Genomic DNA, 26,446 nt, shown 5'->3' with positions numbered 1-26,446 from the left:
ACACCGTGCCCCATCGCCGTATTCGCCTGGCGGCCGTCGGCGCCGTCGGGCTGCTTCTGCTGTCGGGCTGCCTGCACGCGGCACCGGCCAGCAGCATCCAGGAAGCACCGAAGGACCTCGGCGCCCAGGACGTCGTCTCCGCCGTCCAGGCCGACCCGGCGCTGAAGGAGCTGCTCCCGGCGGAGATCCGACAGTCCGGGGTGCTGACCGTGGGCTCGGCCGTCGGCACCCCGCCGATCGCCTTCCACCCGCAGGACGGCGGGCCGCCGCGCGGCGTCGACATCGACGTCGCCGACGCGGTCGCCAGGAAACTCGGCCTGACCGTCAAACGTGACCAGGTCAGTGGCGCATCGCTGCTGACCGGGCTCACCGCCGGCCGCTTCGCCGTCGGCACGGCCAACTTCTCCGTCACCGAGGAGCGCAAGAAGGTCCTCGACTTCACCACGTACCTGACCGACGGGACGGGCATCCTGGTCCGCGACGACAGCTCCCTCACCGAGGTCACCGACCTCGCGCAGCTCTGTGGATCCTCGATCGGCACCGGTGTGGGCAGCACCTTCGAGAACGACCTGCGCCGGCAGCAGGACAAGTGTGTCCAGGCCGGTAAGCAGCCCTACCGGGTGAGCACCTACAGCGACGCGGCAGCGCACTTCCTGGCACTGCGCGAGGGCCACGTCGACGTGCTGGTCAGCTCCGCGAGCGTGCTGCGGTACGCGGCCGCCCAACAGCCGGGCCTGCGCCTCGCCGGACAACTCGACCGCCGCGACGTCGGACTCGCCACGAACAAGGGCGCCGGCCTGGCGGAACCGTTGCGCGCCGCGATCGACGCCCTCGTCGCCGAGGGCGCCTACCAGAAGATCCTGGCCAAGTGGCACCTGGAGGAGGCCGGGATCCAGCGCTCGGCGGTCAACCCGTCGGCGGCCTGACGAACCTCACACCGCCCAGTCCGGGACCTCGTCGATCCGCAGCACCGCGCAGGTCCACGAGTACCCTGCCCCCACCCCGGCGAGCAGCACGTGTTCGCCGGGGTGGACCTGCCGGGACTCCACCAGGTGCGCCAGCCCGCTGAACTGGTCACCCGCACCGAGGTGGCCCACGGTCCGGGCCCAGGACCAGGTGGTCTTCTCCGGTGTCAGGCCCCAGGGCCGCAGGTACGACGAGGTCAACCTGCGCAACCCGAAGTGCGGCAACACGAAGCGGTCCACGTCCGCGAACTCCAGCCCCGCCTGCGCGAGGGCCCGGCCCAGCGCCTCCGCCTGCCCGGCCACCACACGACTGATGCTGTACGACACTCCGGTCCGCGCGACGAACGCCTTCTTGACCACGTCCAGGTCCACCGGCTGTCGCTGGGCCAGCGGCACGGCGCCGAACGGATCGTCGCCGCGGTGCAGCCCCTCCAGCTCCGGCTCGGAGACAGTGGCCAGGCTCAACAGCCGGGCGAAGCCGCCGTGCCGGGACAGCAGCAGGGCGGTGCCCGCGTCGCCGTAGACCGTGCCGGGGTCACTGTTCCAGCGGTCGAAACCGGGCGCGCCGAACCGGTCTCCGGTGGTGAGCAGCGCCGCGGTCCGGTCCGGCGCCGCGCTCAGATACGCCACCGCCAGGTCGAGCGCGCCGAGCCCGCCGTTCGACAGTTGCCGCACCTCCAGCGCCGGGCAGCGGTTACCGACGGCCATCCGCTGTACGTACGACGCCGGTGCCCAGATGTCGTGTCCCTGGTGGTAGACGCAGGCGTGCAGCAGCAACGCCACCTCGTGCGCGGTGTGCCCGGAGCGCTTCAACGCCAGCTCGGCGGCCCGGACCGCCAGGTCCGGAGCGGACTCGTCGGCCGACACGGCGACCGAGTCCACCCCGGTCTGCGCGGCCAGTCGCCCCGCGCAACTGCCGGCGCTCACCGCGTCGGCCGTCAGTACCCGGCCCGGGATGTGCGCGGCCACACCGGCCACGTGGATTCCACCGATGCGCATCTGCTCGCCGCCCTCATCCTCACGTGCCGTGGAGCCGCCGGCCCGATGCTCGTGACACCGGACCGGCGGCGGTCGCCCGCCCGGGGCGGGGCAGGCTTCGAAACGGCGCTCCCGCGGGTTGGCCGCGAGGTCGCGTCGTGGTGTCGCCACCGTCGCGTGTCGCGCTCGGCGCGGGGTCGAGAAACCGTCGAGCGGCGTACGCCTGGAGCCGGCCTCAAGCGGTCGGTGCGACGTTGCCGGGCATGTCGAAGCTGAGAAGAGCCGTACGGGTGGCGCTCCTTTTTCCCGGTCAGGGCGCGCAGCGACCTGGCATGGCCACCGGTCTGTACCGCGGCGACAGCGATTTCCGCCGCCACGTCGACGAGGTGTTCGCCCTGTGGGGGCCCGAGGGCGCCGCCATCCGGGCGGATTGGCTCGCCGACGATCCGGTCGTACCGCTGGACGACCTCCGCCGCTCCCAGCCGTTGCTGTTCGCGGTCGGCTGGGGGCTCGGCCGGAGCGTGCTCGACCGTGGCGTGGTGCCGACGGCTCTGCTCGGGCACAGCGTCGGCGAGGTGGTGGCCGCGACCCTCGCCGGTGTGCTGAGCCTGCCGGACGCCGTCCGCGTACTCGCCGACCGGCTCACCCATCTCGCCGAGGCGCCGCCCGGTGGCATGCTCGCGGTGGCCGCGACCCCGGAGCAGGTGCAGCCCTACCTCGATGGAGCAGTGGTGCTCGCCGCGGCCAACGGTCCACGGCAGGTGCTGCTCGCCGGCCCCGACGAACCTCTCGCGCGAGCCGCGCAGCGCCTGCGGGAAGCAGGCGTCACCTGCCAGTCGGCCCGTTCCACTGTGGCGTTCCACAGTCCTGCCGTCGCCGCGGAGGCCGCCCGCGCCGAACCGCTGCTGCGCACGATGCCGTTGCGGCCTCCGCAACTGCCCGTGTACTCCTGTTACACAGGCGCCCGGATGACGCCGGCGGTGGCTACCGACCCGGACTACTGGGCCCGACAGCCGGTCGCGCCGGTCTGGTTCGCCGCCGCGCTCGACGCGGTCTGCGCCACCGAGCCGGCCGTGCTTCTCGAGGCCGGCGCACCGCACGGGCTCACCGCGCTCGCCCGACGTCATCCAGCGGTACGACGAGGCGGATCCACTGCCCTGGCCGCGCTGCCCGTTCGGGCCGGGAGCCGCGAGGACGACCTCGCCGCCTTCGCCGCGGCCCTGTCCGCCGTTGCCGCACCCGCTTCCAGGACGCCTCGACCGGCACTTGAGCCCCGGGTGTGACGGTCGCACCATGAGTCGTCGTGTGGTCGTCACCGGGCTCGGAGCCGTCGCTCCGGGTGGTACCAACCTCAAGCAGTACTGGGACCTGCTCAGCTCGGGCCGCACCGCGACCCGACCCATCACCGCATTCGACCCGTCGCCGTACCGGTCGAGGATCGCCGCCGAGTGCGACTTCGATCCGGTCGAGGCCGGGCTCAGCCCGCAGGAGGCGCGGCGGATGGATCGGGCCACCCAGTTCGCGGTCGCCGCGGCCCGCGAAGCCATCGCGGGCAGTGGCCTCGACCTGCCCGGCACGGACGGTGAACGGCTGGCCGTGTCGCTGGGCTGTGCGGTCGGCTGCACCACGAGCATGGAACGGGAGTACGTCGTGCTGAGCGACGGCGGCCGGTCCTGGCTGGTCGACCCGGAGTACGCGGTTCCGCACCTGTACGACTGGTTCGTGCCCAGCTCGGCGGCGGCCGAGGTGGCCCACACCGTTGGTGCGCAGGGGCCGGTGGCGCTGATCTCCGACGGCTGCACCTCCGGACTGGACGCCGTCGGGCACGGCGCCGAACTGATCCGCGAGGGCAGCGCCGACGTGGTCGTCGCCGGCGGCACCGACGCCCCGATCTCACCGATCACGCTCGCCTGCTTCGACGCCATCAAGGCGACCAGCCCACGCAACGACGACGCGGCCCACGCGTCGCGCCCCTTCGACGCCACCCGCAACGGGCTGGTCCTCGGCGAAGGCGGGGCCGTGCTCGTCCTGGAGGAGCTGGAACACGCGCGGCGCCGGGGCGCGCACGTGTACGCGGAGGTCGCCGGGTTCGGTAGTCGCAGCAACGCGTACCACATGACCGGGCTACGGCCCGACGGTGTGGAGATGGCCGAGGCGGTCCGGGTGGCCCTGGACGAGGCACGGATCGCACCGGAGGGCGTCGACTACGTCAACGCACACGGATCGAGCACCAAACAGAACGACCGCCACGAGACGGCGGCGTTCAAACGCAGCCTCGGCGACCACGCCTACCGGGTACCGGTGAGCTCGATCAAATCCATGATCGGGCATTCACTCGGTGCGATCGGCGCGCTGGAGCTGGTCGCGTGCGCGCTGGCCATGGAGTACGGCGTGGTCCCGCCGACCGCGAACCTGCATGTCGCCGACCCCGAGTGCGATCTGGACTACGTTCCGCTGACCGCCCGGGAACAGCGGGTCGACACCGTGTTGAGCGTCGGCAGCGGCTTCGGTGGCTTCCAGAGCGCCGTCGTGCTGGCCCGTCCGGATCGGAGGACGGCATGAGCGCCGCCGTCGTGACCGGCCTGGGCGTGGCCGCGGCCAACGGGCTGGGAACCGAGGCGTACTGGCGGGCGACCCTGGACGGACGGGCCGGCATCCGGGAGATCACCCGCTTCGACCCGAGCGGATACCCGGTGCGCCTGGCCGGTGAGGTGTCCGGCTTCGTCGCCGAGGAGCACCTGCCGGGGCGGCTGCTGCCGCAGACCGACCGGATGACCCGGCTCAGTCTCTACGCGGCCGAGCAGGCCCTCGCCGACGCGGGGGTGCCGGCCGCCGGCGGACTTCGCTACGACATCGGCGTCGCCACCGCCTCCTCGATGGGTGGCTTCGAGTTCGGCCAGCGGGAGCTGGAGAACCTCTGGAGCAAGGGTGGCAGCCACGTCAGCGCCTACCAGTCGTTCGCCTGGTTCTACGCTGTCAATTCGGGGCAGATCTCGATCCGTCACAACCTGCGGGGACCCGGTGCGGCACTCGTCACCGACCACGCGGGCGGGCTCGACGCGGTGGGGCACGCGCGCCGGCAGATCCGACGCGGCACCCCGGCGATCCTCACCGGCGGCGTGGACGGCGCCCTCTGCCCGCTCGGGATCGCCGGGTTGGTGAGTACGGGCGGGTACACCAGCCGCACCGACCCCGACGGGGCGTACCGGCCGTTCGCCGCCGACGCGGACGGCGCCGTGCCGGGGGAGGGCGGCGCCCACCTGCTGCTGGAGGACCGGGACGCGGCGCGCGCCAGGGGCGCGAAGGTGTACGGCGAACTGGCCGGCTACGCCGCGACGTTCGACCCCGCCGGTGCCCCGGAGACCGGTCTGCGGCGGGCGATCACCGGTGCCCTGCGTGATGCGCAGGTGGTCCCGGCCGACGTCGGTCTCGTCTTCGCCGACGGCACGGCCGACCGGGCCGCCGACCGGGCCGAGGCGGCCGCGCTGGCCGCGGTCTTCGGGCCCCGGGCGGTGCCCGTCACCGTGCCCAAGACCATGGTCGGACGGCTGCAGGCGGGCGCTGCCGCGCTGGATCTGGCCACCGCCCTGCTGGCCCTGCGCGATGGTGTCGCCCCGCACACCGCAGGCGTGGACGCGCCCGCCCCGGACTGCCCGATCGACCTGGTGACCGGCTCGCCCCGGTCGCTGCCGCTGAACTGCGTGCTGGTGCTGGCCCGGGGCAGGGGCGGTTTCAACGCCGCCGCGGTGCTCCGCCGGTCGCAGCAGTGACGTCCGAGCGACCCGACAACCGAAGGGACCACCTGCCATGACCACTCGCGAACTGCTCAGCCTCGACGACCTGCGGCGCATCCTGCGGGAGGCGGCCGGCGACGACGACACCGTCGACATCGACGGCGACATCCTCGACACCCCGTTCGTCGAACTCGGCTTCGACTCACTCGCCATCCTGGAGACCGTCTCGCGGGTGTCCCGCGAGTTCTCGGTGGCACTGCCGGACGAGGTGGTCGAGCGCTGCGACACGCCCCGGGCGTTCCTGGAGGACGTCAACCGTACGTTGACCGGGGTGTGATCGTACGGCGATGCGCGGCAGACCGTCCGGTCGCCGCGCATCGCCGTGTCCGCCGCCGGTCAGTCGCTTACCGGTTGCAGGTGCAGGCGGGCCTGCTCCAGGGTGCGGATGCTGTTGGTACTGAGGTTGTGCTGGACCAGCTCGCGGGCGCCGGCGAGGGTGGCTCCCGGTCCGAGCAGTTCCTCGATGCGCTCGGGGCGCAGCACCACCGTGTGGTGCGAGGTGACGGTGACCCCGTCGCCCTCGGGGCGCAGCGTCCAGACGCCGGTGTGCGCCGCCAGCAGCGGCGGCAGGGTGGTCTGCTTGTAGACGAGCCGCTCGGCGGGGAACCCGACCCGGATCGACCTGGTCGTGTGCACCGCACCGTCCGGGGCCAGGGTGTCCATCTCCAGGGTCTGGACGTTCGGCTCGTCCTCGGTGAGGTCGACGCGGGCGACGTGCGGCAGCCGTTCGACCCACCGGTCGGCGCGGTACAGGAAGTCGTACACGTCGGACGCCGGGGCCGGGACACTCACCGAATCCTCGAACGAGAGCCGGGTGCCGGCATTGGCGGAACGCGCCGCGGCGCGCAGCGCGGCCAGTTCCGCAGTGCTGTTGGCGTCGACGGCGCGCTCCACCCAGGCGGCCGCGTCGGGCTCGTCGTCGACGACAGTGAAGTCGTGCAGGAGCAGCACCCGGGTGCGGCCGCCGTCGAGCGCTTCGAGTTGCCACTCGCCGCCCATCGACGCGACCGGAGCCGCCGACACCTCCTGCCGGAAGACGACACGGCCGGCGGCCGGGATCAGGGTGCGCCGCGAGGTCCACGACCGCACGAGGCCGTTCGCGACGGCCCACAACCGGAGCCGCTCGGTCTGCTGCGGTCCGCCGGCGTGACGTTCGAGGAGGTCGACGTGGACCGTCGGCCCGAACGTGTACGGCCACCTGGTGACGTCCGCGATGATCGGGTACACGGCGTCGACGGGTGCGTCGACGTCGATGCTGTGCCGGGTGATGTGGACTTCGGGTTCGGGCACGGCGGTCCTCCTACCGGTCGGATGGGGTACGCCCCGAGCGTCCCGGGCGCCGATCGGCGTCCGGTGGAGCGCCGTTGGAGAGCTACCGCACCCGGAGCCCGGCGCGAAACACCGCGGCGACGTGCCGCAGCGCCCCCGGGTCGATGGCCGGATCGCCGTGGACCGCGAGCAGGTCGCCCTGGTACCCGGGGGCTATCCGGCCGACCTGATCGGCGATCCCGCAGACCTGGGCGGCACCCGAGGTGACGGCTCGTAGTGCTTCCGTCGGCGAGAACCCGAGATCAGCCATCGCCAGGACCGCGTAGGCGAGTGATCCGTGCGGTTTACCGGGCCCGCAGCCGGCGTCGCTGGCGCAGGCGACGGGTACCCCCGAGGTGGCGACGCGCCACAGCGCGTCGTGCACGGCCTTCCGGCGGGGGTCGACCCCGTCCGGGCCGGTGTGGTCCCCGGGCTGCGGAACCGAGCCCAGGGTGAGGGTGACCCGGGTGCCCGCGGCAGCCATCCGGCTCAGCAGCGCCGGATCCACGTTGGTGCCGTCGGCGGTGACGAACGTGCAGTGCTCGACGCCGTCGAATCCGGCCGCGACCGCGTCGGCGATACCGTCCGCGGCGTGACAGTGCCCGGTGACCGGCAGAGCGTGCCGCTTCGCCTCCTGCACCACGGCGGACAGCTCGGCCGGCCCGAACTGCACCTCGTGCGGATGGGACCCCGCGGTGAGCCGGCCGCCGGTGACGACCACCTTCACCACGTCGACGCCCCGCGCCGCCCGCTCCCGGACCGCCGCGCGGATCGCCTCGACTCCCTCGACCTCACCGCCGAGAAACCAGCAGTGGCCGCCGACCGAGGTGATCGGCGGCCCGGCCACCAGCAGTCGCGGGCCGAGACGGACGTCGGCGGCGGTCTCGGCGCGTACCCGCACGCCCAGGTAGCCGCGGTCGCCGAGGTCGCGGGCGGTGGTGACGCCGGCGTCGAGCGTGGCGGCCGAGGCCGAGCGCATCCGGTCCAGCACCACGTCGTCGTCGGCGGTGACGAGGCCGGCCACGGTGTCCGCCGTGGCGTCGAACGCGAGATGGACGTGGGCGTCGATGAGGCCCGGCATCAGCGTGGCGGAACCCAGGTCGACCACCTCGTGCCCGGACGGCGGTGGCCCGTCGAACACCGACCGGATCACACCGCCGTCGACGAGCACGGTCGGCCGTTCGGCCCGGATCATTCGCTCGCCGTCGAAGAGCCGCCGTGCTCGGATCGCTACCATCGTTCACCCTTCGGCTGCCCGTCCGCGTCGCCGGGCAGCGTCTCAGCGCCTGCTCGGAGCCGGCTGGAGTGTGGCGAGCAACTCCCGGACCTGGGACAGCAGTCGAGGTGACCCGGCGGCCCGGGCGGCGACGGCCGCCTGCCGGGCCATCACCGGGATCTGCTGGTCGCGACCGTGCCCGTGGGCCAGCAGCGCGAGGCCGGTCAGCGCCTCGCACCGGGCGCCCGGATGACCGATCCGCTCGGCCTCGCCCAGCGCGCGCCGGTACTCCAGCTCCGCGGGCCCGGTCAGGCCCTCGTCCCGATACAGGCCGGCGAGCAGATTGCGGGCGTTGACCAGCACGGCGAGATAACCGCCGGTTTCGGCGAAGGCGATGGCGCGGGCCACGTGTGCGTGGGCGCGGTCCGCTCGGCCCTGGGCGCGGCTTATCCGGGCCAGTCCGTAGGAGGCGAGCGCGACCGAGTGCGCCGAGCGGGCCCACCGGCCGAGCCGCAGGGCCGCCCGTAACCGCCGAACCGCCTCGCGGTGCGCGCCGAGCTCACCGCAGACACCGCCGAGGCGGGCCAGGATCTCCGCCTGGGCGGAGTAGTCCCCGGCGCGCTCGCCGATCCGCGCCGCGGCGCTGAATTGACGGTACGCAAGGCGCAGTTCGCCGCGCGCGTGGTGGGCCATCCCGAGGTACAGCAGGCAGCGTGCCTGGGCGTGCCGCAGCCCCAGCTGTCGACACTGTCGCAGGCCACGGTGGAGCAGGCCGATGGCGTCGTCGAACCGCTTGGTCGGCTGTTGCAGGCGGTGCATGGCCAGAGCGGTCACGGCGACGACCTCCAACTCGGCCGGACCCCGTCGGCGCAGCTGGTCGCAGGCCTGCCGCAGATGGATCTCGGCGGCCCCCAGGTCGTTGAGCCCCTGCAACGCCAGTCCCAGGTTGAGCCGGGCGACGGCGGCGTACGTGGGCTCGCGGAGCGGATCGGTGGCCGCGACAGCGGCCTCGGCGGCGATCCGCCAGTCGGTGTGGTGCCGGTCGGCACCGCAGGGCCCGCGCAGCGCGTCGGTCAGACCCACGGCGAGCGGGGTCAGCCCGGCGGAGGCGGCGTACACCGCGACCGCGACGAGGTTGCGGCGCTCCCGTTGCAGCCAGGTCCGGGCCGCCCGGTGGCTGCCGAAGGTCCCCTGCCCGGTGCCGGCACCGACCCGCACCACATCCGGATGACACAGCCGCACCGCCTCGTCGGCGACGTTCAGCAACGACGTTCCCAGCCGGACCAGCGCGGCCCGCCGATCCGCCGCGGGATCCTCGTCGAGACCGCGCTCGGCGGCGAACCGGGCCACCAGGCTGTGCAGGCGGATGACCCCGTCGGGCGCGAGTTCGGCGAGCCGGGCGCGGACCAGGTCCGCCACTGTCGCGGCTGCGCTGGACGGTGACATCCCGGTCACCTCGGCGATCGTCTCGACACGGTGCGCGAACCCGGGTACGAGTTCGAGGAACCGGAAGAGCCGCCGGACGGCCGTGGGCAGTGCGGAGTAGGCGAGTTCGAAGGCCGTCCGGACCGCTGCCCGTCGGCTGCCGGGCAGGCTGAGCGTGCCGAGCGGGTCCGCGCCGAGCAGTTCGGCGAACTCGCCGATGTCGCGGGCCGGATGGGTGACCAGATGGGCGCCGGCGATCCGGAGTGCCAGTGGCAGCCGGTCACAGCGTTCGACAAGCGCCTCCAGCGCGGCGGGCGTACGGCTGACCCGGGCCTGGCCGACCATGTCGGTCACCAGTGCCGCGGCTTCCGTGGGGGAGAGGACGTCCAGGGTGACCACGTGGGCGACGTCGCAGTCCAGGGCCGGTGGATCGCCGCGCCGTACGGCCAGGACGGCACATCCGGCGGGAAGGGGAAGGAGCCCGTGTGGTGGGTCGCCTTCCGGGGCGTCGTCGATCGTCACCAGCAGTCGCCGTCCGGTGAGGCGCCGGCGGAGCAGGGACACTGCCGCAGTGGTGCCGGTCGGCGGTTGTTCCACTCCGGAGGTGGTCAGCATCTCCGCGAGGATGTCGGGCCAGGTCCGTCCGTCGCCGGCGCACACGTACCACTGGCCGTCGGGGAACCGGGCCCGGAGGCGGTGGGCGACCCGCACGGCGAGCGCGGACTTCCCGACCCCCGGCACCCCGGTCAGGCAGACCACAGGCGTGTCGCCCGACCCGAGGGTCGTGCACAGTTCGCGGGAGACGTCCGCCCGCCCCACGAAATCGGCGATGTCCGGTGGCAGCTGGCACTGTGCCCGCCATCCGCCGAGGCCCGTCGTCGGGATCACCGCGTTGCCGCGACTCTGGCCTGTTTCGGCGATCAGCCGGCGGTAGCGGCGCCGCAGCTCCGTGTCGGGTGTGGCGTCCAGTTCGTCGCGCAGCCTCCTGTGTGCCTGGTGGTACGCGGCGATCGCGGCGGCCCGGTCGCCGGTCTCGGCGAGGGCGTCCATGAGGTGGCCCCACAGACGTCCACGCTCGGGATGAGCGAGGGTCGCGGCGCGTAGCTCGTCGATGACCTGCGCGTGCCGGCCCGTGGCCAACGCCAACTCGAACCGGCGCTCCATCCAGCGCAGCCGGTCATCCACCAGGGCGGTGACCACCTCCCGCTGGATGCGGGCCGACGGCACCAACGCGAGCGGGTCGCCGCGCCACTGGGCCAGGGCTTGCTGCAACCAGGCCAGCTCGACATCGGCGGACCCGGCGCGTCGGGCGGAGCGGGCCTGCGCGATCGCGTCCCGGTAGCGGTCCAGGTCCAGCGATCCGGGCGGCACCACGATCCGGTACGCGCCGGGGCGGGTCTCGATCAGATCGGGTCTCTCCGGGTGGATCGTGGCGAACCGGGCGCGCAAGCGGGTGAGGTGCACCTGAAGGGCGCTGCGAGGGTCCTTCGGTGCTCGGTCGTCCCACAGGGCGTTCGCGAGTTCCGTGGCGGTGACCCAGCTGCCGGCCCGCAGCAGCAGGCTTGCCAGGATGATGCGCTGCTTCGGTGCGGTCACCGGCGCGGAGCGGCCGGCGACAACCACCGTCAGCGGCCCGAGGACGCGGTACTCCTCTGTCGGGGTGGCTGGCACGCTCACACGGTCCTCCCTCGCGAATAGCCCCTTCCATCATTGTTCGTCGATGTTGCGAGCGGGGATCGCGAAGGTTGACAGGTGTCATGCGCGTTGCAGGGCCGGGGTCGTGCGCGGTCGTAGGCCCAGAGCGTCGGCCAGCAGCGCGTACGAGCGCACGCGGTCGCTGTGTCCGTGGATGGTGGACAGCACCACGAACTCGTCCACGCCCACCGCGGTGGCCATCGCGGTGAGCTGTGCGGCGACGTCGGTGGGGGAGCCGACCGCATATCGCGGCCACTCCTCCGGGCCGCGGGTCGCTGCCGCGGGTCGGGAGTGGAGTTCCGCGAGCGCGGTCTCCGGGGCGGGCACCGGCCGCAGGTCGCCCTGCGTCATGCGTTGCCGGAACAGCCGCTGGCTGGCGAAGACGTGCTCGGCTTCGGCGCGGGTCGGCGCGCAGTACACCCCGATGCCCACCATCACCCGCGGGCTGCCACCGCCGCGTGCGTCGAAACTGGCCCGGTACGCGCGTACCGCTTCGGTGACGACCTCGGGACGGCCGAAGTGCGCGAACGAGTAGGGCAGGCCGAGCCGCCCGGCGAGCACGGCACTCGACGTGCTCGCGCCCAGCAGCCAGACCTGCGGCACGCCGTCCACGGTCGGCATGATGCCGCCCCGGTCGCCCGGCCCGCCGAGGAACGCCCGGACGGCGCTCACCTGCTCGGCGAAGGACTGGTCGGAGTGATCGCCGAGGGAGGGGTTGAGCAGCCGGGCGTCCCGGGACGAGGCTCCGGCGCCCCGGCCGATGCCCAGATCGATCCGGCCCGGGGCCAACGCCTGCAGCACCCGGAACGTCTCGGCCACCTTGAACGGGCTGTAGTACGGAAGCAGCACGCCGCCGCTGCCGATCCGCAGGCCGGTGGTCTCCGCGGTGAGCCGCGCGATCATGACCTCGGGGGCCGGGCTCGCGAACGACGCCGTGGCGTGGTGTTCGGCGAGCCAGTAGCGGTGGTAGCCGAGCGCGTCGGCCGTCCGGGCCAGATCGAGCGTGTTGGTAAGCGCCTGAGTCGGTGTGGACCCCTCCGGGATCATCGACTGGTCCAGGATCGACAACTGCACGGGGTGACTCCCTCGGTCGGGTCTCAGGTGTCGGCGGGCGCGACGACCGGGCGGGTCAGCCGTGCCACCACGGATGCCAGCCGGTCGTCGAAGGCGGCTGCGTCCAGTGCCGCACCGAGTTCGGCGCGGCTGACCCGGGTGGCCGCGGCGTGCCGCTCGGTGCCCAGGTCGGTGATCTGGCAGTAGACGCCGCGGCGGTCGTGGTCGCAGCTGACCCGGGCGGCGAGTTGCTTGGCGGTGAGGCGACTGACCAGGCGGCTCATCGAGGACTGGTCGAGGGCCACCGCGTCGCTGAGGTCCTGGATGCGCATGCCGCGCGGGTTGCCGCGGGTCAGCTCGTCGAGCACCAGCAGCTCGGTGAGGGTGAGGTCGAACTCCCGCACGAGGCGCTTGTCGAGCGTCTGGCCCAGGCGGCCGGTGAGGACCGTCAGTTGCCGCCAGAGGTCGAGCACATCCGGCTGCCCGCCGCGTCGTTCCGCCATCCCGCCCGCCCTCCGAGTCGTCGCCGTACACCTTACACGTCCATGCGTACTCAATGTACACGCATTCATTTTCCGTCAGGTCAGAGCGTAATTTGTGGTCGACTAGGGCTTGAGGCGCTCAGAAATGTCTGCACCTACATGTATTCTGTGCGCGTCAATCCGGACCGTACTGCCGCTCGGAGGTAACGACCATGGCCAGCGACACCAGCGCGCCCCAGCGCGCTCCCGGCGACAAGCCCGCTGTCCCGGAGACCGACCGCCTCGATCCCGCATTCCTCAAGATGGCCGGAGTGCTGCTGCTGGCACTGCTCATGGCCCTGCTGGACGAGACCATCGTCAACGTCGGGGTGGACCGCCTCGTCACCGTCTTCGGGACCTCGCTGTCGACCATCCAGTGGGTCACCGCCGGATACCTGCTCGCCGTCGCCGTCGCGACCCCGATCTCCGGCTGGGGCGTGGACCGGTTCGGTGTCCGCCAGATCTGGGTGTTCGCGGTCGTCCTGTTCACCGTCGGTTCGCTGCTGTCCGGCCTGGCCTGGTCGGCCGGCAGCCTGATCGCGTTCCGCCTGCTCCAGGGGCTCGGTGGCGGAATGATCTTCCCGGTCGTCCAGGCCGCGATCGCCCGCGCCGCGGGCCCGGCCAGGGTCACCAAGGCGATGGGCCTGATCTCGATCCCGCTGACCGTCGGGCCGGTGCTGGGGCCGATTCTCGGCGGCTTCTTCGTCGACGACATCAGCTGGCGCTGGATGTTCCTCATCAACCTGCCGGTCGGTGTCATCGCACTGCTGCTCGCCCTCCGGACGCTGCCGGCCGACGCGCCGGACTCCGCAGCTCCGCGGCCACGCCTCGACGTCATCGGTCTGGCCCTGCTCTCACCCGGCTTCGCGGTGCTCATCTACGGGCTCACCACCGCGGCCCACCGGGGCGACTTCGGCGATCCGGCGGCGGTCACGGCCTTCGCCGTCGGCGCGGCGCTGCTGCTGGCGTACGTGCTGCACGCCCGCCGCACTGCCGAGCCCCTGATCGACGTGCGGCTGTTCACCCAGCGCGGTTTCACGATGTCGGTCGTCACCATGCTGCTCGTCGGGGCTGTCGCCAACACGTTGCTGTTCCTGACTCCGCTGTACTACCAGCAGGCACGCGGATTCGGCGCGCTGCACGCGGGCCTGCTCATGGTGCCCTCGGGCATCCTCGGCGCCGCCGGGGCGATCTCCGTCGGCAAGGCCGGCGCCCGGCTCACCGCCCGCGTGACCGCTCCGATCGGGATGCTGCTCGCCACGATCGCCGCGCTGGTGCTGTCGAGCGTCGGTGACCACACCTCGACGGCCCTGACCGCTGTCGCGTTCGGCGTCGGCGGCTTCGGCATCGGCTTCACAGTGCCCGGCCTGATGGCGTTCATGTACCTCGCGGTCGGCCCCGACGACGCTCCCCGGGCCACCAGCGCCCTGTTCATCCTCAACCAGATCGGCGGGTCGTTGGGTATCGCGGTGGTCGCGGTCGCGTTGCAACAGCGGCTCAGTGGCACCTCGGGCTTCCCCTCGGAAGCGTACGGCCGGACGTACTGGTTGGTGGCGGGCTTCGCCGTGGTGGCGGGGCTCGCCGCGGCCCTGGTGCCCGGCCCGTGGCGGACCCCGGAGCAACAACGCGCTTAGGGCCTCCCTCGACCGTGCCGCGAGCGCAGCCGGCTACAACCGGCAGCGGTGGTGTTTCGCCGCCGCGGCAACGGAAGGGATACCCGCATGCGTGTCATCCGTTACTACGAGCACGGTGGTCCGCAGGTGCTGACCGTCGACAAGGCACCGGACCCGGTGCCCGGCGACGGTCAGCTCCTGGTCCAGGTCGAGGCCGTCGGGGTCAACTTCATCGAGACCCAGCTGCGCTCCGGTACGGCGCCCTTCCCGTCCCCGGTGCCCCGGGCGCCGCACGGTGACGTGGTCGGCCGGGTCGTCGCAGTCGGGCCCGGCGCCCACCGCTTCGCCGTCGGTGACCGGCTGGCCGCGTGGGGCGTGACCGACGCGTACGCCGATCTGGTGCTGATCGGTGACGCCCAGGCGGTGCCGGTGCCGGACGATGTTCCGGCACCGGTCGCCACCGCTCTCGCCTCGACGGCCCAGGTCGCCGCGAGCGTCCTGAGCGTCGGCCGGCTCGCCCGCGGCGAGACGGTGCTGGTGCACGCCGCCGCCGGGGCGATCGGCCACCTCGTCACCCAACTGGCCCGGCTGCGCGGGGCGGGGCTGGTGATCGGCGGCGTCGGCTCGCCGGCCAAGGCGGATTTCGTCCGTGCCCACGGCGCCGACGCCGTCGTGGACTACTCCCGGCCGGACTGGCCCGACCGGGTGCGTGAGGTGACCGGCGGCACCGGCGTCGACCTGGTCCTCGACAGCGTGGAAGGCGCGGTCCTGTCGCCGAGCATCGCCCTGCTCAACCCGTTCGGCCGGCTCGTCTACTACGGCTTCGCGGGTGCCTCGGGCGAGGCCGGTCGGGTCACTCTGACCGATCTGCTCGGCCTGCGGACCGTCGTCGGTACGGCCCTCGACGCCTGGCTCGCCGCCGCTCCGGACGAAGCGGCCCACCACCAACGGGAGCTGACCGAGCTGGTTCGTGACGGTCGGTTGCGGGTCGCCGTCCACGCGGTGCTTCCCCTGGAGGAGGCGGCCCAGGCCCACCGGCTCATCGAGGACCGCCGTCAGCTCGGCCGCGTGGTGCTCGTCCCGTGACCGCCGTCGAGCATCGGCCCCTCCTGGTGGTCGGAGCCGGACCGGCCGGCCTGAGCACGGCGATCTTCGCGGGCCTGCACGGCGTCAGCGCGCTTGTCGTGGAGCGCCGCCCCGGCACCTCCACCGCGGTCAAGGCGACGGGCCAGTACCCGCACACCATGGAGGCGTTGCGCATCGCCGGCGTTGCCGACCGGATCCATGAGCTGAGCCGCCCGGACCGCAGCGAGTTCAGCATGGTCCTCGCGCCCCGGCTGGCCGGACCCGTCGTCCGTACGCTCGTCAGCGGCAGGGAACTCACGATGCGACACGTGTCCCCGGAGGAGTGGTGCACCGCGAGCCAGTCCGGTGCGGAGCGGGCACTGGCCGAGCGTGCCCACGAACTCGGCGCCGAGCTGCGCTTCGGCACCAGGCTGATCGGTCTCGCCCAGGACGCCGACGGTGTCACCGCGCACGTCGAGGAGGCGGACACCGGCCGGCGGTACCGGATCCGGGCGCAGTACGTGGTGGCCACCGACGGCTGGCGCAGCCCGGTCCGCGAGGCGCTGGGCATCCCGCTGCAGGGCAGGGGCGTGGTCGGCCAGGTCCTGCGGGTGCTGTTCAAAGCGGACCTCAGCGAACCCCTCGCGCACACTCCGGGAGCTGCCGACAGTTCCCGCTTCGCGGCGTTCCACATCGGCCGTGCGGTGCTGTTCAACACCGAAATTCCCGGACTGTACGGCTACTTCCGCCACCTGGCGCCCGAGCTTCCCGAGGGTTGGCACCGCTCCGCGGACGGGGTCGTCCGGCAGATCGCCGCGGATCTCGGGCTCGGCGAGGACCTGCCCCTGGACATCGTCGAGTCCGGTGAGACGTCGATCGCCTGCGGAGTCGCGGAACGGTTCCAGGTGGACCGGATACTCCTGGCCGGTGACGCCGCACACGTGATGCCGCCGACCGGCGGGCTGGGCGGCAACACCGCGATCCTGGACGGGCTCTACCTGGGCTGGCGGCTCGCCGCCGTGCTACAGGGCTGGGCCGGCCCCGACCTCCTGCGCACCTTCGAAACCGAACGTCGACCGTACGCCCGGCTCTTGGTGGAGCAGCAGTTCGCCAACCTCGTCGAACGGGTGGCGCCGGAACTGCGCGACGACGACGTACCCGAACCGCTGCCGCCCACGGTGCTGGCCTTCGGCTACCGCTACCCCTCGGGAGCGGTGCTCACCGACCCGGACGAGGACGGTGCGCTGGTGGAGGACCCGGCCTCGGCGACGGGCCGGCCCGGGTCGCGGGCTCCCTATCTGACGCTTGTCACCCCGGAGGGCGTCACGTCGTCGACGACGGCGCTGTTCGGTGCCGGCTTCGTGCTGCTGACCGGCCCGGCCGGCGAAGCATGGGCGGCACCTACGATCCGCGTCGCCGAGCGTCTCGGCGTTCCACTCACGGTGCACACCATCACGGCGGAGGACTTCCCGGCCCGTTACGGAGTCGGACTCACCGGCGCCTCGCTGGTGCGGCCCGACCGCTTCGTGGCGTGGCGGTCGCCTGACCTGGTGGATGATCCCGGTGCTCGGCTGGAGGAGGTTCTGCGGGCTGTCCTGCGACGGTGAGGAGGGACATCCGCCGCTGGCGGCGGCGCTGGTACGGCCCGGGTCCGACGCTGCCGTCCGGGTCGATCGACCGGGCGCCGTGCAGCGCCACCAGTTCGGGGCGTACGTCGTCGCCGACGGTGACCACGGCACACCGGGACGTGCCCGGTAGCAGGTCGCGTACCTGCTCGGCGTCCCGGGCGTCGTCGAGCAGGAGCAGCACGCGCCGGTCGGTGAGCCGGGCCCGATAGGCGTTCACCAGTTGCCGCCCGCCCGCCGGGACGGCGTCGGGGGTCGCACCGGACAACCGCAGCAGTCGGGCCAGCAACCGGCCCGGGTCGTGGGGCCGCCCGTCGGGCCCGGTGAGCCGCACGTACCACTGACCGTCCGGAAACTCCTCGCGCAGATGCCGGGCCAGCGCGACGAGATCCGCGGTCCGCTCCTCGCCGGCCGGCCCGGCCAGGCAGACCAGGGGCAGCGCGGTGCCGTCGTGCCTGCTGGTCAGGGCATCGATGACCGCTGCCCACCCCTCGCCGCGCAGCGTCCGGTGAGTGGCCGGTGTCGGCACGTCGGTCCGCGCGTGCCAGCGGTCGCCGGTGATCCGCCGGTATTCGGCCGTGAGCTCCGGCCCCGGCGCCAGGCCCAGCCGGGTCCGGAGCGTCGCGGTGGCCTCGTCGTACGCGACCATCGCGGCCTCCCGGTCGCCGGCGCGACGCAGCGCGGACACGAGCAGGGCCCAGGGTCGCTCGCGCGTCGGGTGCAGGGCGACCAGAGCGCGCAGGCGCGGCACGAGCTCGCCCGGCGGATATCCCTCAAGCTCGAAGCGCCGCTCGATCAGCCGCAACCGTTCCTCGAGCAGTGCCGGACCGGCTTCGGCGGCGAGGGAGGGAACGACGGCGAGCGAGGCGAGCGCCGTCCCCGCGGGCGGGTCGTCGCGCCACTCTCCCAGGGCTGCCCGTACGTGTCTGAGTTCGCTTGTCGTATCGCCGGACTGCCGGGCCCGCAGGGCTCCTGGGCGGCGTTGCGGAACCGGAACAGATCCACGGTCTCGGGCGGAGTCTGCAGCAGGTATCCGCCGCCGAGCGAGCGCACCCGGGGCCGCCCCTCTCGCCCGGCCGTCCCGCTACGGTCGCCGAGCACCGCCCGCAACCGCGCGACGTGGACGTGCAGCGCCGCCGCTGGCGCTGCCGGTGGCCGCTGATCCCACAGGCGCCAGTAGAGCTCGTCCATCGGCACCTCGTCGTTGGCTCGCAACAGCAGGGTCACCAGGAGAGCGCGCTGTTTCGGGGCGCGTACGGGCACCCGAACCCCGTCGACCGTGACGTCCAGTGCGCCGAGAAGGCGAAAATCGGTCACCGAGTCTCCCCATTGGACAACCGGTTGCGCAAAGTTGCCCTGCCGTCGCCCTTTGTGTTCCCGGCTCATCCTGCCCGCGCCGATCCGAGCCTGGCAACGCGGTCCGCCGTGATGCCGGTCTCACGGGCCGTTCTCCACCCGGCCTCCAGAACCCGCCGGTACGAAGGGACCGAGAGGGAGGACCTTGTGAAGGCATTCGTCACGTCCGCGGACGTGTCCCACGGAATTCGTCTGGAATCTCTGCCCGACCCGCGCCCGGCTCCCGGCGAAGCGCTGGTCGAGGTGCGGGCCGTCGCCGTCAACCGGGCCGACCTGCTGCTCGCCGCCCGACGCCCACCGGGATCCCAGCTCGGCCTGGACGTCGCCGGCACGGTCGTCGAGGCGGCCGAGGACGGCACCGGCCCACCGGCCGGCACGCCCGTCGCCGGACTGGCGGCCTCGACGAGCTGGGCTCAGCTCGCCGCCGTACGTACCGACCGCCTCGCGGCACTGCCCGACGGTGTCGAGCCCGCCATCGCGGCGGCGGTACCGGTGGCCGGCCTCACCGCGCTGTACGCCCTGCAGCGGGCCGGGTGGCTGCTCGGCCGCTCGGTGCTGGTCACCGGCGCCAGTGGTGGAGTCGGCGGATTCGTGGCCGACCTGGCCGCCGCGGCCGGCGCGACGGCGCTGGGGTGGACCGGCACCCCGGAACGCGGTCGGCACCTGACCGAGCGTGGCCACCGGATCCACGCGGGTTACGCGGCACCGCCCGACGAGGCGGTCGACGTGGTGATCGACAGCGTCGGCGGGACCGTCTTCCGCGACGCGTTCGTCAGGCTGCGTGCGGGCGGTGTGGCGGTGGTCTTCGGCAACACCGTCCGGGCCGACCTGGTCCTGCCACCGGACTGGGGGCATGCCCGCGCCGGCGTACGCCTGGAGCACCTGTTCCTGCTCGACGAGATCGAGCGCCGCCCGGCCGCTCGGGACCTGGCAACGCTGTTCGGCCTTGTCGCCGACGACCGTCTACGACCGCACGTCGGGCTGCGGGCTGACTGGGCGGACGCCGACTCCGCCATCGAGGCACTACTGGAACGCCGGGTCACCGGCCGGGTCGTACTCGGCCTGTGAACCCACCACCGGAAGAGAGGACACCACGATGACGGAATCGACGCGCCGCGGCGCGGCCCTGGTCACCGGCGGCACGAGCGGCATCGGCCTGGCCGTGGTCGAGACGCTGGCCGAGAGCGGCCTCGCGACCTTCTTCTGCGCCCGCGACGCCGAGCAGGTCGCCACGATCACCGACAAGCTCCGCGGCCGGGGCCTGGACGTCGACGGCACCGTGGCCGACGTCCGATCCACCGACGACGTCACCCGGCTCGTCGCCGCCGCGGTGGACCGTTTCGGACCGATCGGGGTGCTTGTCAACAACGCCGGCCGATCCGGCGGCGGAGTCACGGCCGAGCTGGAGGACGCGCTCTGGGACGACATCCTCGCCACCAACCTCACCGCCACCTTCCGGGTGACCCGCGAAGTGCTCCGAGCCGGTGGCATCCGGGAGCAGGGCTGGGGACGCATCATCAACATCGCCTCCACCGCCGGCAAGCAGGGCGTGGCGCTCGCCGCTCCGTACACCGCCGCCAAGCACGGGGTGGTCGGGTTCACCAAGGCGCTCGGATTCGAGCTGGCCGGTAGCGGGATCACCGTCAACGCGGTGTGCCCGGGTTATGTGGAGACGCCGATGGCGGTCCGGGTCCGCCAGGGGTACGCCGCGCACTGGGGTGTCACCGAGGACGCGGTGCTGGAGCGGTTCCAGGCGAAGATCCCGCTCGGGCGTTACTCGACGCCGGAGGAGGTCGCCGGGCTGGTCGGCTACCTGGTCACCGACACGGCGGCCTCGATGACGGCCCAGGCCGTCAACGTCTGCGGTGGCCTGGGCAACTACTGATCATCGACCGCACACGCGGCGGCCGCCCGGGGCGAGAACCCCGGGCGGCCGCCGCGCGTGCGGTCAGTTGGTCGCGTCGTAGCGGAGGACGGGTTCGGTCAGGTGCGGTTCACCCTTGATGATGCCGGTCAGCCGGTCCAGCCGGCTGCGGAACTCCGGCTCCTGCAGCGCCCTGCGGAAGGACTCCTCGTCCGTCCACTCGGCGATGTTGTAGTAGGTCGACGGGTCCTTCTGGGAGCGGCTGAGGACGTAACTCACCAGCCCGGGGCGGGTCTGCATGTACTCGGCGACCTTGGCGTAGCGGCTCTCCAGGTCCTCCGCGGCACCGATCAACGTGAGCTTGTTGACGAAAACGACCATGGCGTGGCCTTTCCTTCCGTGATGTCGGCGGTCGGGTAGTCGAGGTAGCCCTGCCGGCCGCCCTGATAGAAGGTCGCCGGGTCCGGCCGGTTCAGCCCGGTGCCGTCGGCCAGGCGGCGCGGCAGGTCGGGGTTCGCGAGGAACTGCTTGCCGAAGGAGACCGCGTCGAACCCGGCGGTCAGCGCGTCCGCCACGACGCTCGCGGTGGCGTCCGGATCGAGGTCACCGGTGCCCGGGTTCACGATGATCGGTCCGGCCCACGCCGCCCGGACCGCCCGGACCAGGGCGGGATCGGAGCCATGGACCAGGTGCAGATAGGCCGGGTCGACAGGCCGCAGCGCGTCGAGCAGGGCCGGGTAGACGACCTCGGCGTCGGGTTCGCTCATGTCGTTGAGGCCGAACCCGGGGGACAGTCGCAGGCCGACCCGGTCCGCGCCGACCGCGGCGGCGACCGCCTCCAGCAGCTCCACCGCGAACCGTACGCGGCGGTGCGGGGGACCGCCGTAACCGTCGGAGCGACGGTTGACAGTGGCGGACAGGAACTGGTGGAGCAGGTACCCGTTGGCGCCGTGCAGCTCGACGCCCTCGAAGCCGGCCGCGATCGCCGCGCGGGCGCACCTGACGACGTCCTCGATCGCGTCCGCGATGTCGGCCGGCGACATCTCCAACGGTTCGGGGTACGGGAGCGGGCCGTCGTACGTCCGGGCCATGCCGGCCGCGGCCACCGGGGAGGGCGCCAGCGGCCGGTGACCGTAGAGGCCGGGATGACCGATCCGGCCGGCGTGCATGATCTGCAGCACCATGCGTCCGCCGGCCGCCTGTACGGCCGCGGACACCGCGGTCCAGGCCTCGGTGTCCGCGGCGGAGTGCCACTGCACCCCGTACGCGTGACCGGCCGCGCGCGGAGCCGGACTGGTGGCCTCGCTGACGATGAGGCCGGCCGCAGCCCGCTGGGCGTAGTACTCGGCCACGTAGGGCAGCGGCGTCCCCCGCTGGTCGGCTCGCCCCCGGCCCATCGGCGCCATCACGATCCGGCTGGGTAACCGCAGGCGACCCAGCTGAACCGGCTCGAAAAGTGTCGGCATGCGCCGATGGTCACCACCTCCGGTAGAGAACCTGTGGAGGCCTGCTGGACAGGGTGCGTCAGCGCAGATCACCGGCCGGCAGGAAGCCGAGGTGACCGCCCGGCGGTGCCCCCGATCCGGTGGAGATCACGCCGTGGAGGAGGGGCGGCCCTGTTCGGGAATCACGGCTGCGGTACCCACCGCGATGCGAGCACGACGCAGCTCGACGTCGGCTGTCGCGGCTCCCGCGTCCGGCCTCACGACTCTCCGTGTCGTCGGACAACCGACCGGCTCCGACGACATCGCCGACACCGAGGGCCATCTTGCCGGCGCCTACGACGCCGCCGACCACACCCTTGTGCTGATCCGGCCCGACGGCTATATCGCGCTGATTTCCGATGCCGGCGACGTCTCGGCGGTATCGCACTATCTCGGCGCGATCGCGTAAGCGCGTTTTCCAGGTACCGCTGACAGGAATGCGAGCCGCTCGGGATACTAAATGCTGCGCCACTTGCACGCCCCGGATTGCGGGTCGATAGGCGCCGCCAACGAAACGCCCCGGCGAAAATTCTCCTCGCCCGGTCTGCGTCACCCCGTCCCGACGGATCGCGGGGCCTCTCGAAAGGAATGCCAGATGAGTGCTGCTTCTGACATGTCTGCCCAGGAGGCAGGAATGCCCACCATCGTGCTCGTCCATGTGCGTTCGCCGACTCGTCGAGTTGGAATGGGGTGATCGCTCACCTCAAGCGTCGGGGTTACCCGGTCATGGCCGTCGCGAACCCGCTGCGCGGTGTGCAGAAGGATGCGGCGTACGTTCGGTCCGTGGTGGACACCGTGTCCGGCCCGGTCGTGATGGTCGCCCATTCCTACGGCGGATCGGTGATGACCGAGGCCGCGGACGGCGCCTCCAATGTCAAGGCTCTGGTGTACGTCGCCAGCGTGAGCCCGGACGTCGGCGAGAGCGTGGCCGGGCTGACCACGAAGTTCCCGGGAAGCGCGCTGCTCACTTCGATCAAGACGGTGCCGTACGCCCTCGACGGAGGTGGCACGGCCATGGAGCAGTACATCTATCAGGAGAAGTTCCCGGAGGTGTTCGCCGCCGACGTCGACCGCGACACCGCTGAGCTGATGGCGGTAACGCAGCGGCCGCCCACCGAGGCCGCCCAGACGGAGAACGTGACCAGGGCGGCCTGGAAGACGATCCCGTCCTGGACCATGATCACCACGCAGGACAGGGGGATCCCGCCGGACCTGCAGCGCTTCCTGGCCAAGCGGGCCGGGTCCACGACTGTCGAGATCGACGCGTCCCACGCCGTGGCGGTCTCCCAGCCGGGCCCGGTCGCAGACCTCATCGACACCGCCGCACGCGCCACAGTCCGCGAGACGGTCGCCGGGGGTCGAGTGGGGCGGTAGGCGAAGCGGTGGGGGTCGGGGACCCGGCGTGGACGGCCGCGCGTACGCGGCCGTCCACGGTGGTGTCACGGATGCGGAGGGATCACCCCGAGGTTCAGCGGTTCGTCACCCCGCTCGTGGGGGTCGGCTGGACCCGCTCGAACCGTACTCGGCTCAGCCAACCCGGGAGGTCACTGAGCACGTACAGCTCGCCGCGCGCGTCGGCGCCGATGGCGGTCGGCTGGGTGGGGAAGTTGCCGATCGTGGCGGACTCGTAGCCACCCGTGGACTTGGGGCGGACGGCGAACGCGAGGGTCGAGCAGTAGTCGCTCGCGATGTACGTCCCCCACGCCTCCGGGGTGGCGGACCCTCGGTACACCACGCCGCCGATCACGGAGCAGTTCTCCGTCAGGTAGTGCTCGTACTCGAAGACCGGGTCGGTGAGCCGCACGCCCGGCCGGCACTGCGTCTGGTCGAAGACCGGCGTGCCCTCTCGGCAGGACCAGCCGAGGTTCGCTCCACGCTGCGACGGGCGGATGTGGTTGATCTCCTCGACCAGCCCCTGGCCGACATCACCGATCCAGAGGGAGCCGTCGACCGGGTCGATGGAGAACTTCCACGGGTTGCGCAGCCCGTAGACCCAGATCTCCGGCCGTGCGCCGGCGGTGCGGACGAACGGGTTGTCGAAGGGTATGCAGTAGGGCTTGCCACCGCAGCTACGGTTGACGTCGATCCGCACGATCTTGCCGAGCAGGGTGCCGAGGTTCTGGCCGCTCTTGAACGGGTCGTTCGCGTTGCCGCCGTCGCCGGTGGACCAGTAGAGGTAGCCGTCGCGGCCGAAGGCCACCTGGCCGCCGTTGTGGTTGCCGAACTCGGCGTGCTCCTGGGTGAGCAGCACCTGGAGGCGATCGGGAGCGCCGATGGGCACTCGCGCCAGGGTCAGCGTGCCGGCCGGCAGGCTCGTGTAGGCCACGTAGAGCATCCCGGTCCGCGTGAAGTTCGGCGCGGGCGTGATGCCGAGAAGGCCGCGCTCGTTGTCCGACGTGTCGATCCGGGCGGTCAGGTCGAGCACCGGCTCTGCCGCCAGCCCGGTGTCGGGGTGGTACGCGCGAACGGTGCCGTTCTTTTCCGCGATCAGCATCCGCCCGTCCGGAAGTCCGGTGAGCGCGATCGGACGCTGCAGACCGAACGCCACCCGCTCGGACACCACGGTCAGCTCGGCGAGTGGCACCGCACGGGCGTGGGACGGGCCGGCTGCCGCACTGCTGGCCACCGGCGCCGGTGGCACCAGAAGCGCGGACAGGGTCAGGATGAGCAGCCCCGCCAGCATGGTGGCCGGGCGATAACGCCGTCTCTGCATGTTCAGCTCCTCGATCAGGTGGGTGGAGGGCGAGCAGTCCGGCCCAGGGCGCCAACGCGCCCTGGGCCGGAGCGGTGCCGTACCGGCCGGACCTGCCGATCAGGCGATGGTGATGTCGCTGCACCACATGTAGGTCTGGTCCAGGTGCGACGCCTTCCAGAGAACGAACAGGATCTGGTTCCCGCTACGCGCAGGGAGCGAGACGTTGAACGAGATGTTCTGCGCCGGCGCGTACCGCCCGGTCGTCGCGATCAGGTCGAGATTGCCCCACCCGAGCCGCTGGGTGGCCGGGTTGAACCCCTGCTTGGTGACGTAGACCTGGAAGTAGTCAGCGCCGTGGCTGGCCTGGTCGTACATCTGGACCGTGAGGTTGCGGCTGACGGCGGTCGTCTTCCACGCCCCGGGCTGGTTCACCGCGTCGTTCCGGGCGAGGGCGTTGCTGCACAGTTGCCCATCCGGGGTGCGGGCCTGGTACTGGCCGGCGAGGCCGTCCCGCAGTTGGCTCATCCAGTTCCACATGGTGTCGGGATTGGCCTGGAACGCCTGCCAGCACATCGGGTCCTGCTGCTGCATTGCCGGGTTCGTGTGCTGGTTGCCCCAGGTCTTCCAGCACTGGTACGCACGGGTCGCCGGACCGATGACCGTGCCGTGTGCCTGAGCTGCGCCGGTCCAGGGCAGCGTACCGACCACCATGGCGAACATCAGAACGAGCGCCTGGAGGGACCGACGGACGGTCGACCGGGGTCGTCCGCCGGATTGATCGGGCTGGTGTGAACGCACTGTTCATCCTCCGTTCCTCGGTACGGGAGATCAGTATGGGAACGCTCCCAAAGCCACTGTTACATCTATCAACTCAAATATCAATGTTGATCTATCTATAGGTGGATGTGGAGCGAGCTGTCCGAGATCGCCGGATCGATGACGGATCCACGTGCCCTGTTTCGGCCGCCCGGCATGGTCAGAGCCCGGCTGCGGCGTCGTACCGGCGGCGCTGATCGGCCATCTCCGCAGGGGTCAGCGCCTCCTCTTGCGCCACCGTCGCGTACTTGGCCGGGAACATCTCCCGTAGCCGGTCGACGAACCTGACGTCGGCGGTCGCCTCGACGACCTGGATGCCCGGCGGGTTGGTGGACATGTCCATGATCAAGGGGCCGGCCAGCTTGACCGCCACGTCCCAGGGGCGCTTCTGCTCGGCGACTCCGCAGAGGTGGAAGCCGTAGACCTTCTGAACGTCGGCGAGAGCGGTGGCGTCCGCCGGCTCGTAGCCGTAGACGCGGATCCCGCAGATCACCGGCGGCTTCTCCGTGGTGGCCCCCGGCTGGGCGCTGTGTCCGGCGTGGTTGTGCTGCCCCGGGTCCGCCTGCTCGAGCGTGGTGCGCATTCGGGCCACAATCTGCGCCTGCAGATCCGCCGGCTCCGTCTCCGGGTCGGCCCGATTGAGCAGTACGACCGTGCCGGCCGACACCGCCAGCAGGATCACCGCCACCCAGAGCAGACGGTGGCGGTACCACCCCGCAAAATTCTCTCGGGAAATCATCTCGCTTCTCACCTCGTCGCCGGTTCTGGTGCGCTGGCAGACCGAATCGGATGCCCCCGGGCAGGTCGGACGTCGGGCGCGTCGGCCGTCGGGGACGCGTACCGGGGGACACGTGTGGCGGGCGAGGAGGTCTGCTCGGCACAATGCCCGCCCTCATGGCGGTGGCCCGGCGAACGGCATGCGAGCGTCTGTCACAGTGACGCGCTGCCGGCCCGGCGAGGCTCCCGTGCTGGC

Annotated in this window: 25 protein-coding genes; 12 read left to right on the top strand and 13 right to left on the bottom strand. The window is 72.2% G+C overall.

Translation table 11 applies throughout. From position 1 onward, the window contains the following. Positions 1-5 precede the first annotated feature (5 nt). Positions 6-926, top strand: a complete 921-nt coding sequence (locus MILUP08_RS22940) for an ABC transporter substrate-binding protein (RefSeq protein WP_007462145.1) — start codon at positions 6-8, stop codon at positions 924-926. Between the two features lie 6 nt (positions 927-932). Here the strand turns inward: MILUP08_RS22940 and MILUP08_RS22935 are convergent, their stop codons facing one another. Beyond that, on the bottom strand, positions 933-1,964 hold the full coding sequence (locus tag MILUP08_RS22935) for a ketoacyl-ACP synthase III family protein (RefSeq protein ID WP_007462144.1): 1,032 nt from the start codon (positions 1,962-1,964) through the stop codon (positions 933-935). A gap of 242 nt (positions 1,965-2,206) precedes the next feature. On the opposite strand from MILUP08_RS22935, the gene MILUP08_RS22930 reads away from it, so the two are divergent. Genes MILUP08_RS22930 through MILUP08_RS22915 form a run of 4 tightly spaced genes read left to right on the top strand, consistent with a single transcriptional unit; the run spans position 2,207 to position 6,014 of the window. Beyond that, on the top strand, positions 2,207-3,226 hold the full coding sequence (locus MILUP08_RS22930) for an acyltransferase domain-containing protein (RefSeq protein WP_063827228.1): 1,020 nt from the start codon (positions 2,207-2,209) through the stop codon (positions 3,224-3,226). A 10-nt stretch (positions 3,227-3,236) separates the two neighbouring features. Then, entirely contained in the window at positions 3,237-4,505 is a 1,269-nt protein-coding gene (locus tag MILUP08_RS22925; RefSeq protein ID WP_007462140.1) for a beta-ketoacyl-[acyl-carrier-protein] synthase family protein, read from the top strand. Continuing rightward, positions 4,502-5,713, top strand: a complete 1,212-nt coding sequence (locus MILUP08_RS22920; protein ID WP_007462138.1) for a beta-ketoacyl synthase N-terminal-like domain-containing protein — start codon at positions 4,502-4,504, stop codon at positions 5,711-5,713. Before MILUP08_RS22925 ends, MILUP08_RS22920 begins: the two co-directional genes overlap by 4 nt. A gap of 37 nt (positions 5,714-5,750) precedes the next feature. Continuing rightward, positions 5,751-6,014 (top strand): acyl carrier protein, encoded by a 264-nt coding sequence (locus MILUP08_RS22915; protein ID WP_007462136.1) that lies wholly within the window; start codon positions 5,751-5,753, stop codon positions 6,012-6,014. 59 nt (positions 6,015-6,073) lie between these two features. Here MILUP08_RS22915 and MILUP08_RS22910 read toward each other — a convergent pair whose 3' ends face one another. The 5 genes from MILUP08_RS22910 to MILUP08_RS22890 all read right to left on the bottom strand — a co-directional run bounded on the left by MILUP08_RS22910 (position 6,074) and on the right by MILUP08_RS22890 (position 12,937). Further along, a complete protein-coding gene (locus MILUP08_RS22910; RefSeq protein ID WP_007462134.1) occupies positions 6,074-7,027 on the bottom strand; it encodes an aromatase/cyclase in 954 nt (317 codons plus the stop codon). Positions 7,028-7,109: 82 nt separating this feature from the next. Beyond that, positions 7,110-8,282, bottom strand: coding sequence for an amidohydrolase family protein (locus MILUP08_RS22905; protein WP_007462133.1), 1,173 nt, complete (start codon positions 8,280-8,282; stop codon positions 7,110-7,112). Between the two features lie 42 nt (positions 8,283-8,324). Beyond that, positions 8,325-11,363: an AfsR/SARP family transcriptional regulator gene (locus MILUP08_RS22900; protein ID WP_007462131.1), complete on the bottom strand. Its 3,039-nt coding sequence runs from the start codon at positions 11,361-11,363 to the stop codon at positions 8,325-8,327. A gap of 78 nt (positions 11,364-11,441) precedes the next feature. After that, positions 11,442-12,455, bottom strand: a complete 1,014-nt coding sequence (locus MILUP08_RS22895; protein WP_007462129.1) for an LLM class flavin-dependent oxidoreductase — start codon at positions 12,453-12,455, stop codon at positions 11,442-11,444. Between the two features lie 23 nt (positions 12,456-12,478). Beyond that, complete coding sequence (locus tag MILUP08_RS22890) at positions 12,479-12,937, bottom strand: MarR family winged helix-turn-helix transcriptional regulator (protein WP_007462127.1); 459 nt, start codon at positions 12,935-12,937, stop codon at positions 12,479-12,481. 191 nt (positions 12,938-13,128) lie between these two features. Between MILUP08_RS22890 and MILUP08_RS22885 the strand changes: the two genes are divergently transcribed. From MILUP08_RS22885 to MILUP08_RS22875, 3 genes are all read left to right on the top strand, one after another. Next, entirely contained in the window at positions 13,129-14,589 is a 1,461-nt protein-coding gene (locus tag MILUP08_RS22885; protein ID WP_007462125.1) for a DHA2 family efflux MFS transporter permease subunit, read from the top strand. An 87-nt stretch (positions 14,590-14,676) separates the two neighbouring features. Beyond that, positions 14,677-15,654 carry a quinone oxidoreductase family protein gene (locus MILUP08_RS22880; protein WP_007462124.1) on the top strand — a complete coding sequence of 326 codons (978 nt, stop codon included), beginning with the start codon at positions 14,677-14,679 and terminating at the stop codon, positions 15,652-15,654. Beyond that, entirely contained in the window at positions 15,651-17,240 is a 1,590-nt protein-coding gene (locus tag MILUP08_RS22875; RefSeq protein WP_007462123.1) for an FAD-dependent oxidoreductase, read from the top strand. Before MILUP08_RS22880 ends, MILUP08_RS22875 begins: the two co-directional genes overlap by 4 nt. Here the strand turns inward: MILUP08_RS22875 and MILUP08_RS34805 are convergent. Both MILUP08_RS34805 and MILUP08_RS34800 read right to left on the bottom strand, forming a co-directional pair. Beyond that, complete coding sequence (locus MILUP08_RS34805; RefSeq protein ID WP_237747284.1) at positions 17,125-18,168, bottom strand: BTAD domain-containing putative transcriptional regulator; 1,044 nt, start codon at positions 18,166-18,168, stop codon at positions 17,125-17,127. The genes MILUP08_RS22875 and MILUP08_RS34805 overlap by 116 nt on opposite strands. Continuing rightward, positions 18,054-18,575 (bottom strand): AfsR/SARP family transcriptional regulator, encoded by a 522-nt coding sequence (locus MILUP08_RS34800; protein WP_007462121.1) that lies wholly within the window; start codon positions 18,573-18,575, stop codon positions 18,054-18,056. Before MILUP08_RS34800 ends, MILUP08_RS34805 begins: the two co-directional genes overlap by 115 nt. Positions 18,576-18,761: 186 nt before the next feature. On the opposite strand from MILUP08_RS34800, the gene MILUP08_RS22870 reads away from it, so the two are divergent. Both MILUP08_RS22870 and MILUP08_RS22865 read left to right on the top strand, forming a co-directional pair. Continuing rightward, complete coding sequence (locus MILUP08_RS22870) at positions 18,762-19,682, top strand: zinc-binding dehydrogenase (RefSeq protein ID WP_007462120.1); 921 nt, start codon at positions 18,762-18,764, stop codon at positions 19,680-19,682. 28 nt (positions 19,683-19,710) lie between these two features. Then, positions 19,711-20,499, top strand: coding sequence for an SDR family NAD(P)-dependent oxidoreductase (locus tag MILUP08_RS22865; protein WP_007462118.1), 789 nt, complete (start codon positions 19,711-19,713; stop codon positions 20,497-20,499). Positions 20,500-20,562: 63 nt separating this feature from the next. Here the strand turns inward: MILUP08_RS22865 and MILUP08_RS22860 are convergent, their stop codons facing one another. Continuing rightward, positions 20,563-20,859 (bottom strand): antibiotic biosynthesis monooxygenase family protein, encoded by a 297-nt coding sequence (locus MILUP08_RS22860; RefSeq protein ID WP_007462117.1) that lies wholly within the window; start codon positions 20,857-20,859, stop codon positions 20,563-20,565. Next, on the bottom strand, positions 20,829-21,944 hold the full coding sequence (locus MILUP08_RS22855) for an alkene reductase (RefSeq protein WP_007462115.1): 1,116 nt from the start codon (positions 21,942-21,944) through the stop codon (positions 20,829-20,831). Before MILUP08_RS22855 ends, MILUP08_RS22860 begins: the two co-directional genes overlap by 31 nt. A gap of 133 nt (positions 21,945-22,077) precedes the next feature. Here MILUP08_RS22855 and MILUP08_RS22850 point away from each other — a divergent pair, with 133 nt between their 5' ends. Next, on the top strand, positions 22,078-22,371 hold the full coding sequence (locus tag MILUP08_RS22850; RefSeq protein ID WP_007462113.1) for a hypothetical protein: 294 nt from the start codon (positions 22,078-22,080) through the stop codon (positions 22,369-22,371). A gap of 281 nt (positions 22,372-22,652) precedes the next feature. After that, a complete protein-coding gene (locus tag MILUP08_RS22845; protein ID WP_007462105.1) occupies positions 22,653-23,336 on the top strand; it encodes an alpha/beta hydrolase in 684 nt (227 codons plus the stop codon). 94 nt (positions 23,337-23,430) lie between these two features. Here the strand turns inward: MILUP08_RS22845 and MILUP08_RS22840 are convergent, their stop codons facing one another. From MILUP08_RS22840 to MILUP08_RS22830, 3 genes are all read right to left on the bottom strand, one after another. After that, positions 23,431-24,675 (bottom strand): PQQ-dependent sugar dehydrogenase, encoded by a 1,245-nt coding sequence (locus MILUP08_RS22840; protein ID WP_007462103.1) that lies wholly within the window; start codon positions 24,673-24,675, stop codon positions 23,431-23,433. A 99-nt stretch (positions 24,676-24,774) separates the two neighbouring features. Beyond that, positions 24,775-25,368 (bottom strand): lytic polysaccharide monooxygenase, encoded by a 594-nt coding sequence (locus MILUP08_RS22835; protein WP_237747174.1) that lies wholly within the window; start codon positions 25,366-25,368, stop codon positions 24,775-24,777. Between the two features lie 265 nt (positions 25,369-25,633). Then, a complete protein-coding gene (locus MILUP08_RS22830) occupies positions 25,634-26,212 on the bottom strand; it encodes a hypothetical protein (protein ID WP_007462099.1) in 579 nt (192 codons plus the stop codon). Positions 26,213-26,446: the final 234 nt, after the last annotated feature.

Source organism: Micromonospora lupini str. Lupac 08, from assembly GCF_000297395.2.
GTDB lineage: Bacteria > Actinomycetota > Actinomycetes > Mycobacteriales > Micromonosporaceae > Micromonospora > Micromonospora lupini.
Note: the sequence above shows the minus strand (reverse complement) of the source record. Positions and strands in the feature narration are given on the sequence as shown.

Coding starts and splice junctions, on each gene's coding strand:
- MILUP08_RS22935 (WP_007462144.1), bottom strand. CDS start 1,964: ATGCGCATCGGTGGAATCCACGTGGCCGGTGTGGCCGCGCACATCCCG.
- MILUP08_RS22930 (WP_063827228.1), top strand. CDS start 2,207: ATGTCGAAGCTGAGAAGAGCCGTACGGGTGGCGCTCCTTTTTCCCGGT.
- MILUP08_RS22925 (WP_007462140.1), top strand. CDS start 3,237: ATGAGTCGTCGTGTGGTCGTCACCGGGCTCGGAGCCGTCGCTCCGGGT.
- MILUP08_RS22920 (WP_007462138.1), top strand. CDS start 4,502: ATGAGCGCCGCCGTCGTGACCGGCCTGGGCGTGGCCGCGGCCAACGGG.
- MILUP08_RS22915 (WP_007462136.1), top strand. CDS start 5,751: ATGACCACTCGCGAACTGCTCAGCCTCGACGACCTGCGGCGCATCCTG.
- MILUP08_RS22905 (WP_007462133.1), bottom strand. CDS start 8,282: ATGGTAGCGATCCGAGCACGGCGGCTCTTCGACGGCGAGCGAATGATC.
- MILUP08_RS22890 (WP_007462127.1), bottom strand. CDS start 12,937: ATGGCGGAACGACGCGGCGGGCAGCCGGATGTGCTCGACCTCTGGCGG.
- MILUP08_RS22885 (WP_007462125.1), top strand. CDS start 13,129: ATGGCCAGCGACACCAGCGCGCCCCAGCGCGCTCCCGGCGACAAGCCC.
- MILUP08_RS22880 (WP_007462124.1), top strand. CDS start 14,677: ATGCGTGTCATCCGTTACTACGAGCACGGTGGTCCGCAGGTGCTGACC.
- MILUP08_RS22865 (WP_007462118.1), top strand. CDS start 19,711: ATGACGGAATCGACGCGCCGCGGCGCGGCCCTGGTCACCGGCGGCACG.
- MILUP08_RS22860 (WP_007462117.1), bottom strand. CDS start 20,859: ATGGTCGTTTTCGTCAACAAGCTCACGTTGATCGGTGCCGCGGAGGAC.
- MILUP08_RS22855 (WP_007462115.1), bottom strand. CDS start 21,944: ATGCCGACACTTTTCGAGCCGGTTCAGCTGGGTCGCCTGCGGTTACCC.
- MILUP08_RS22840 (WP_007462103.1), bottom strand. CDS start 24,675: ATGCAGAGACGGCGTTATCGCCCGGCCACCATGCTGGCGGGGCTGCTC.
- MILUP08_RS22835 (WP_237747174.1), bottom strand. CDS start 25,368: ATGGTGGTCGGTACGCTGCCCTGGACCGGCGCAGCTCAGGCACACGGC.
- MILUP08_RS22830 (WP_007462099.1), bottom strand. CDS start 26,212: ATGATTTCCCGAGAGAATTTTGCGGGGTGGTACCGCCACCGTCTGCTC.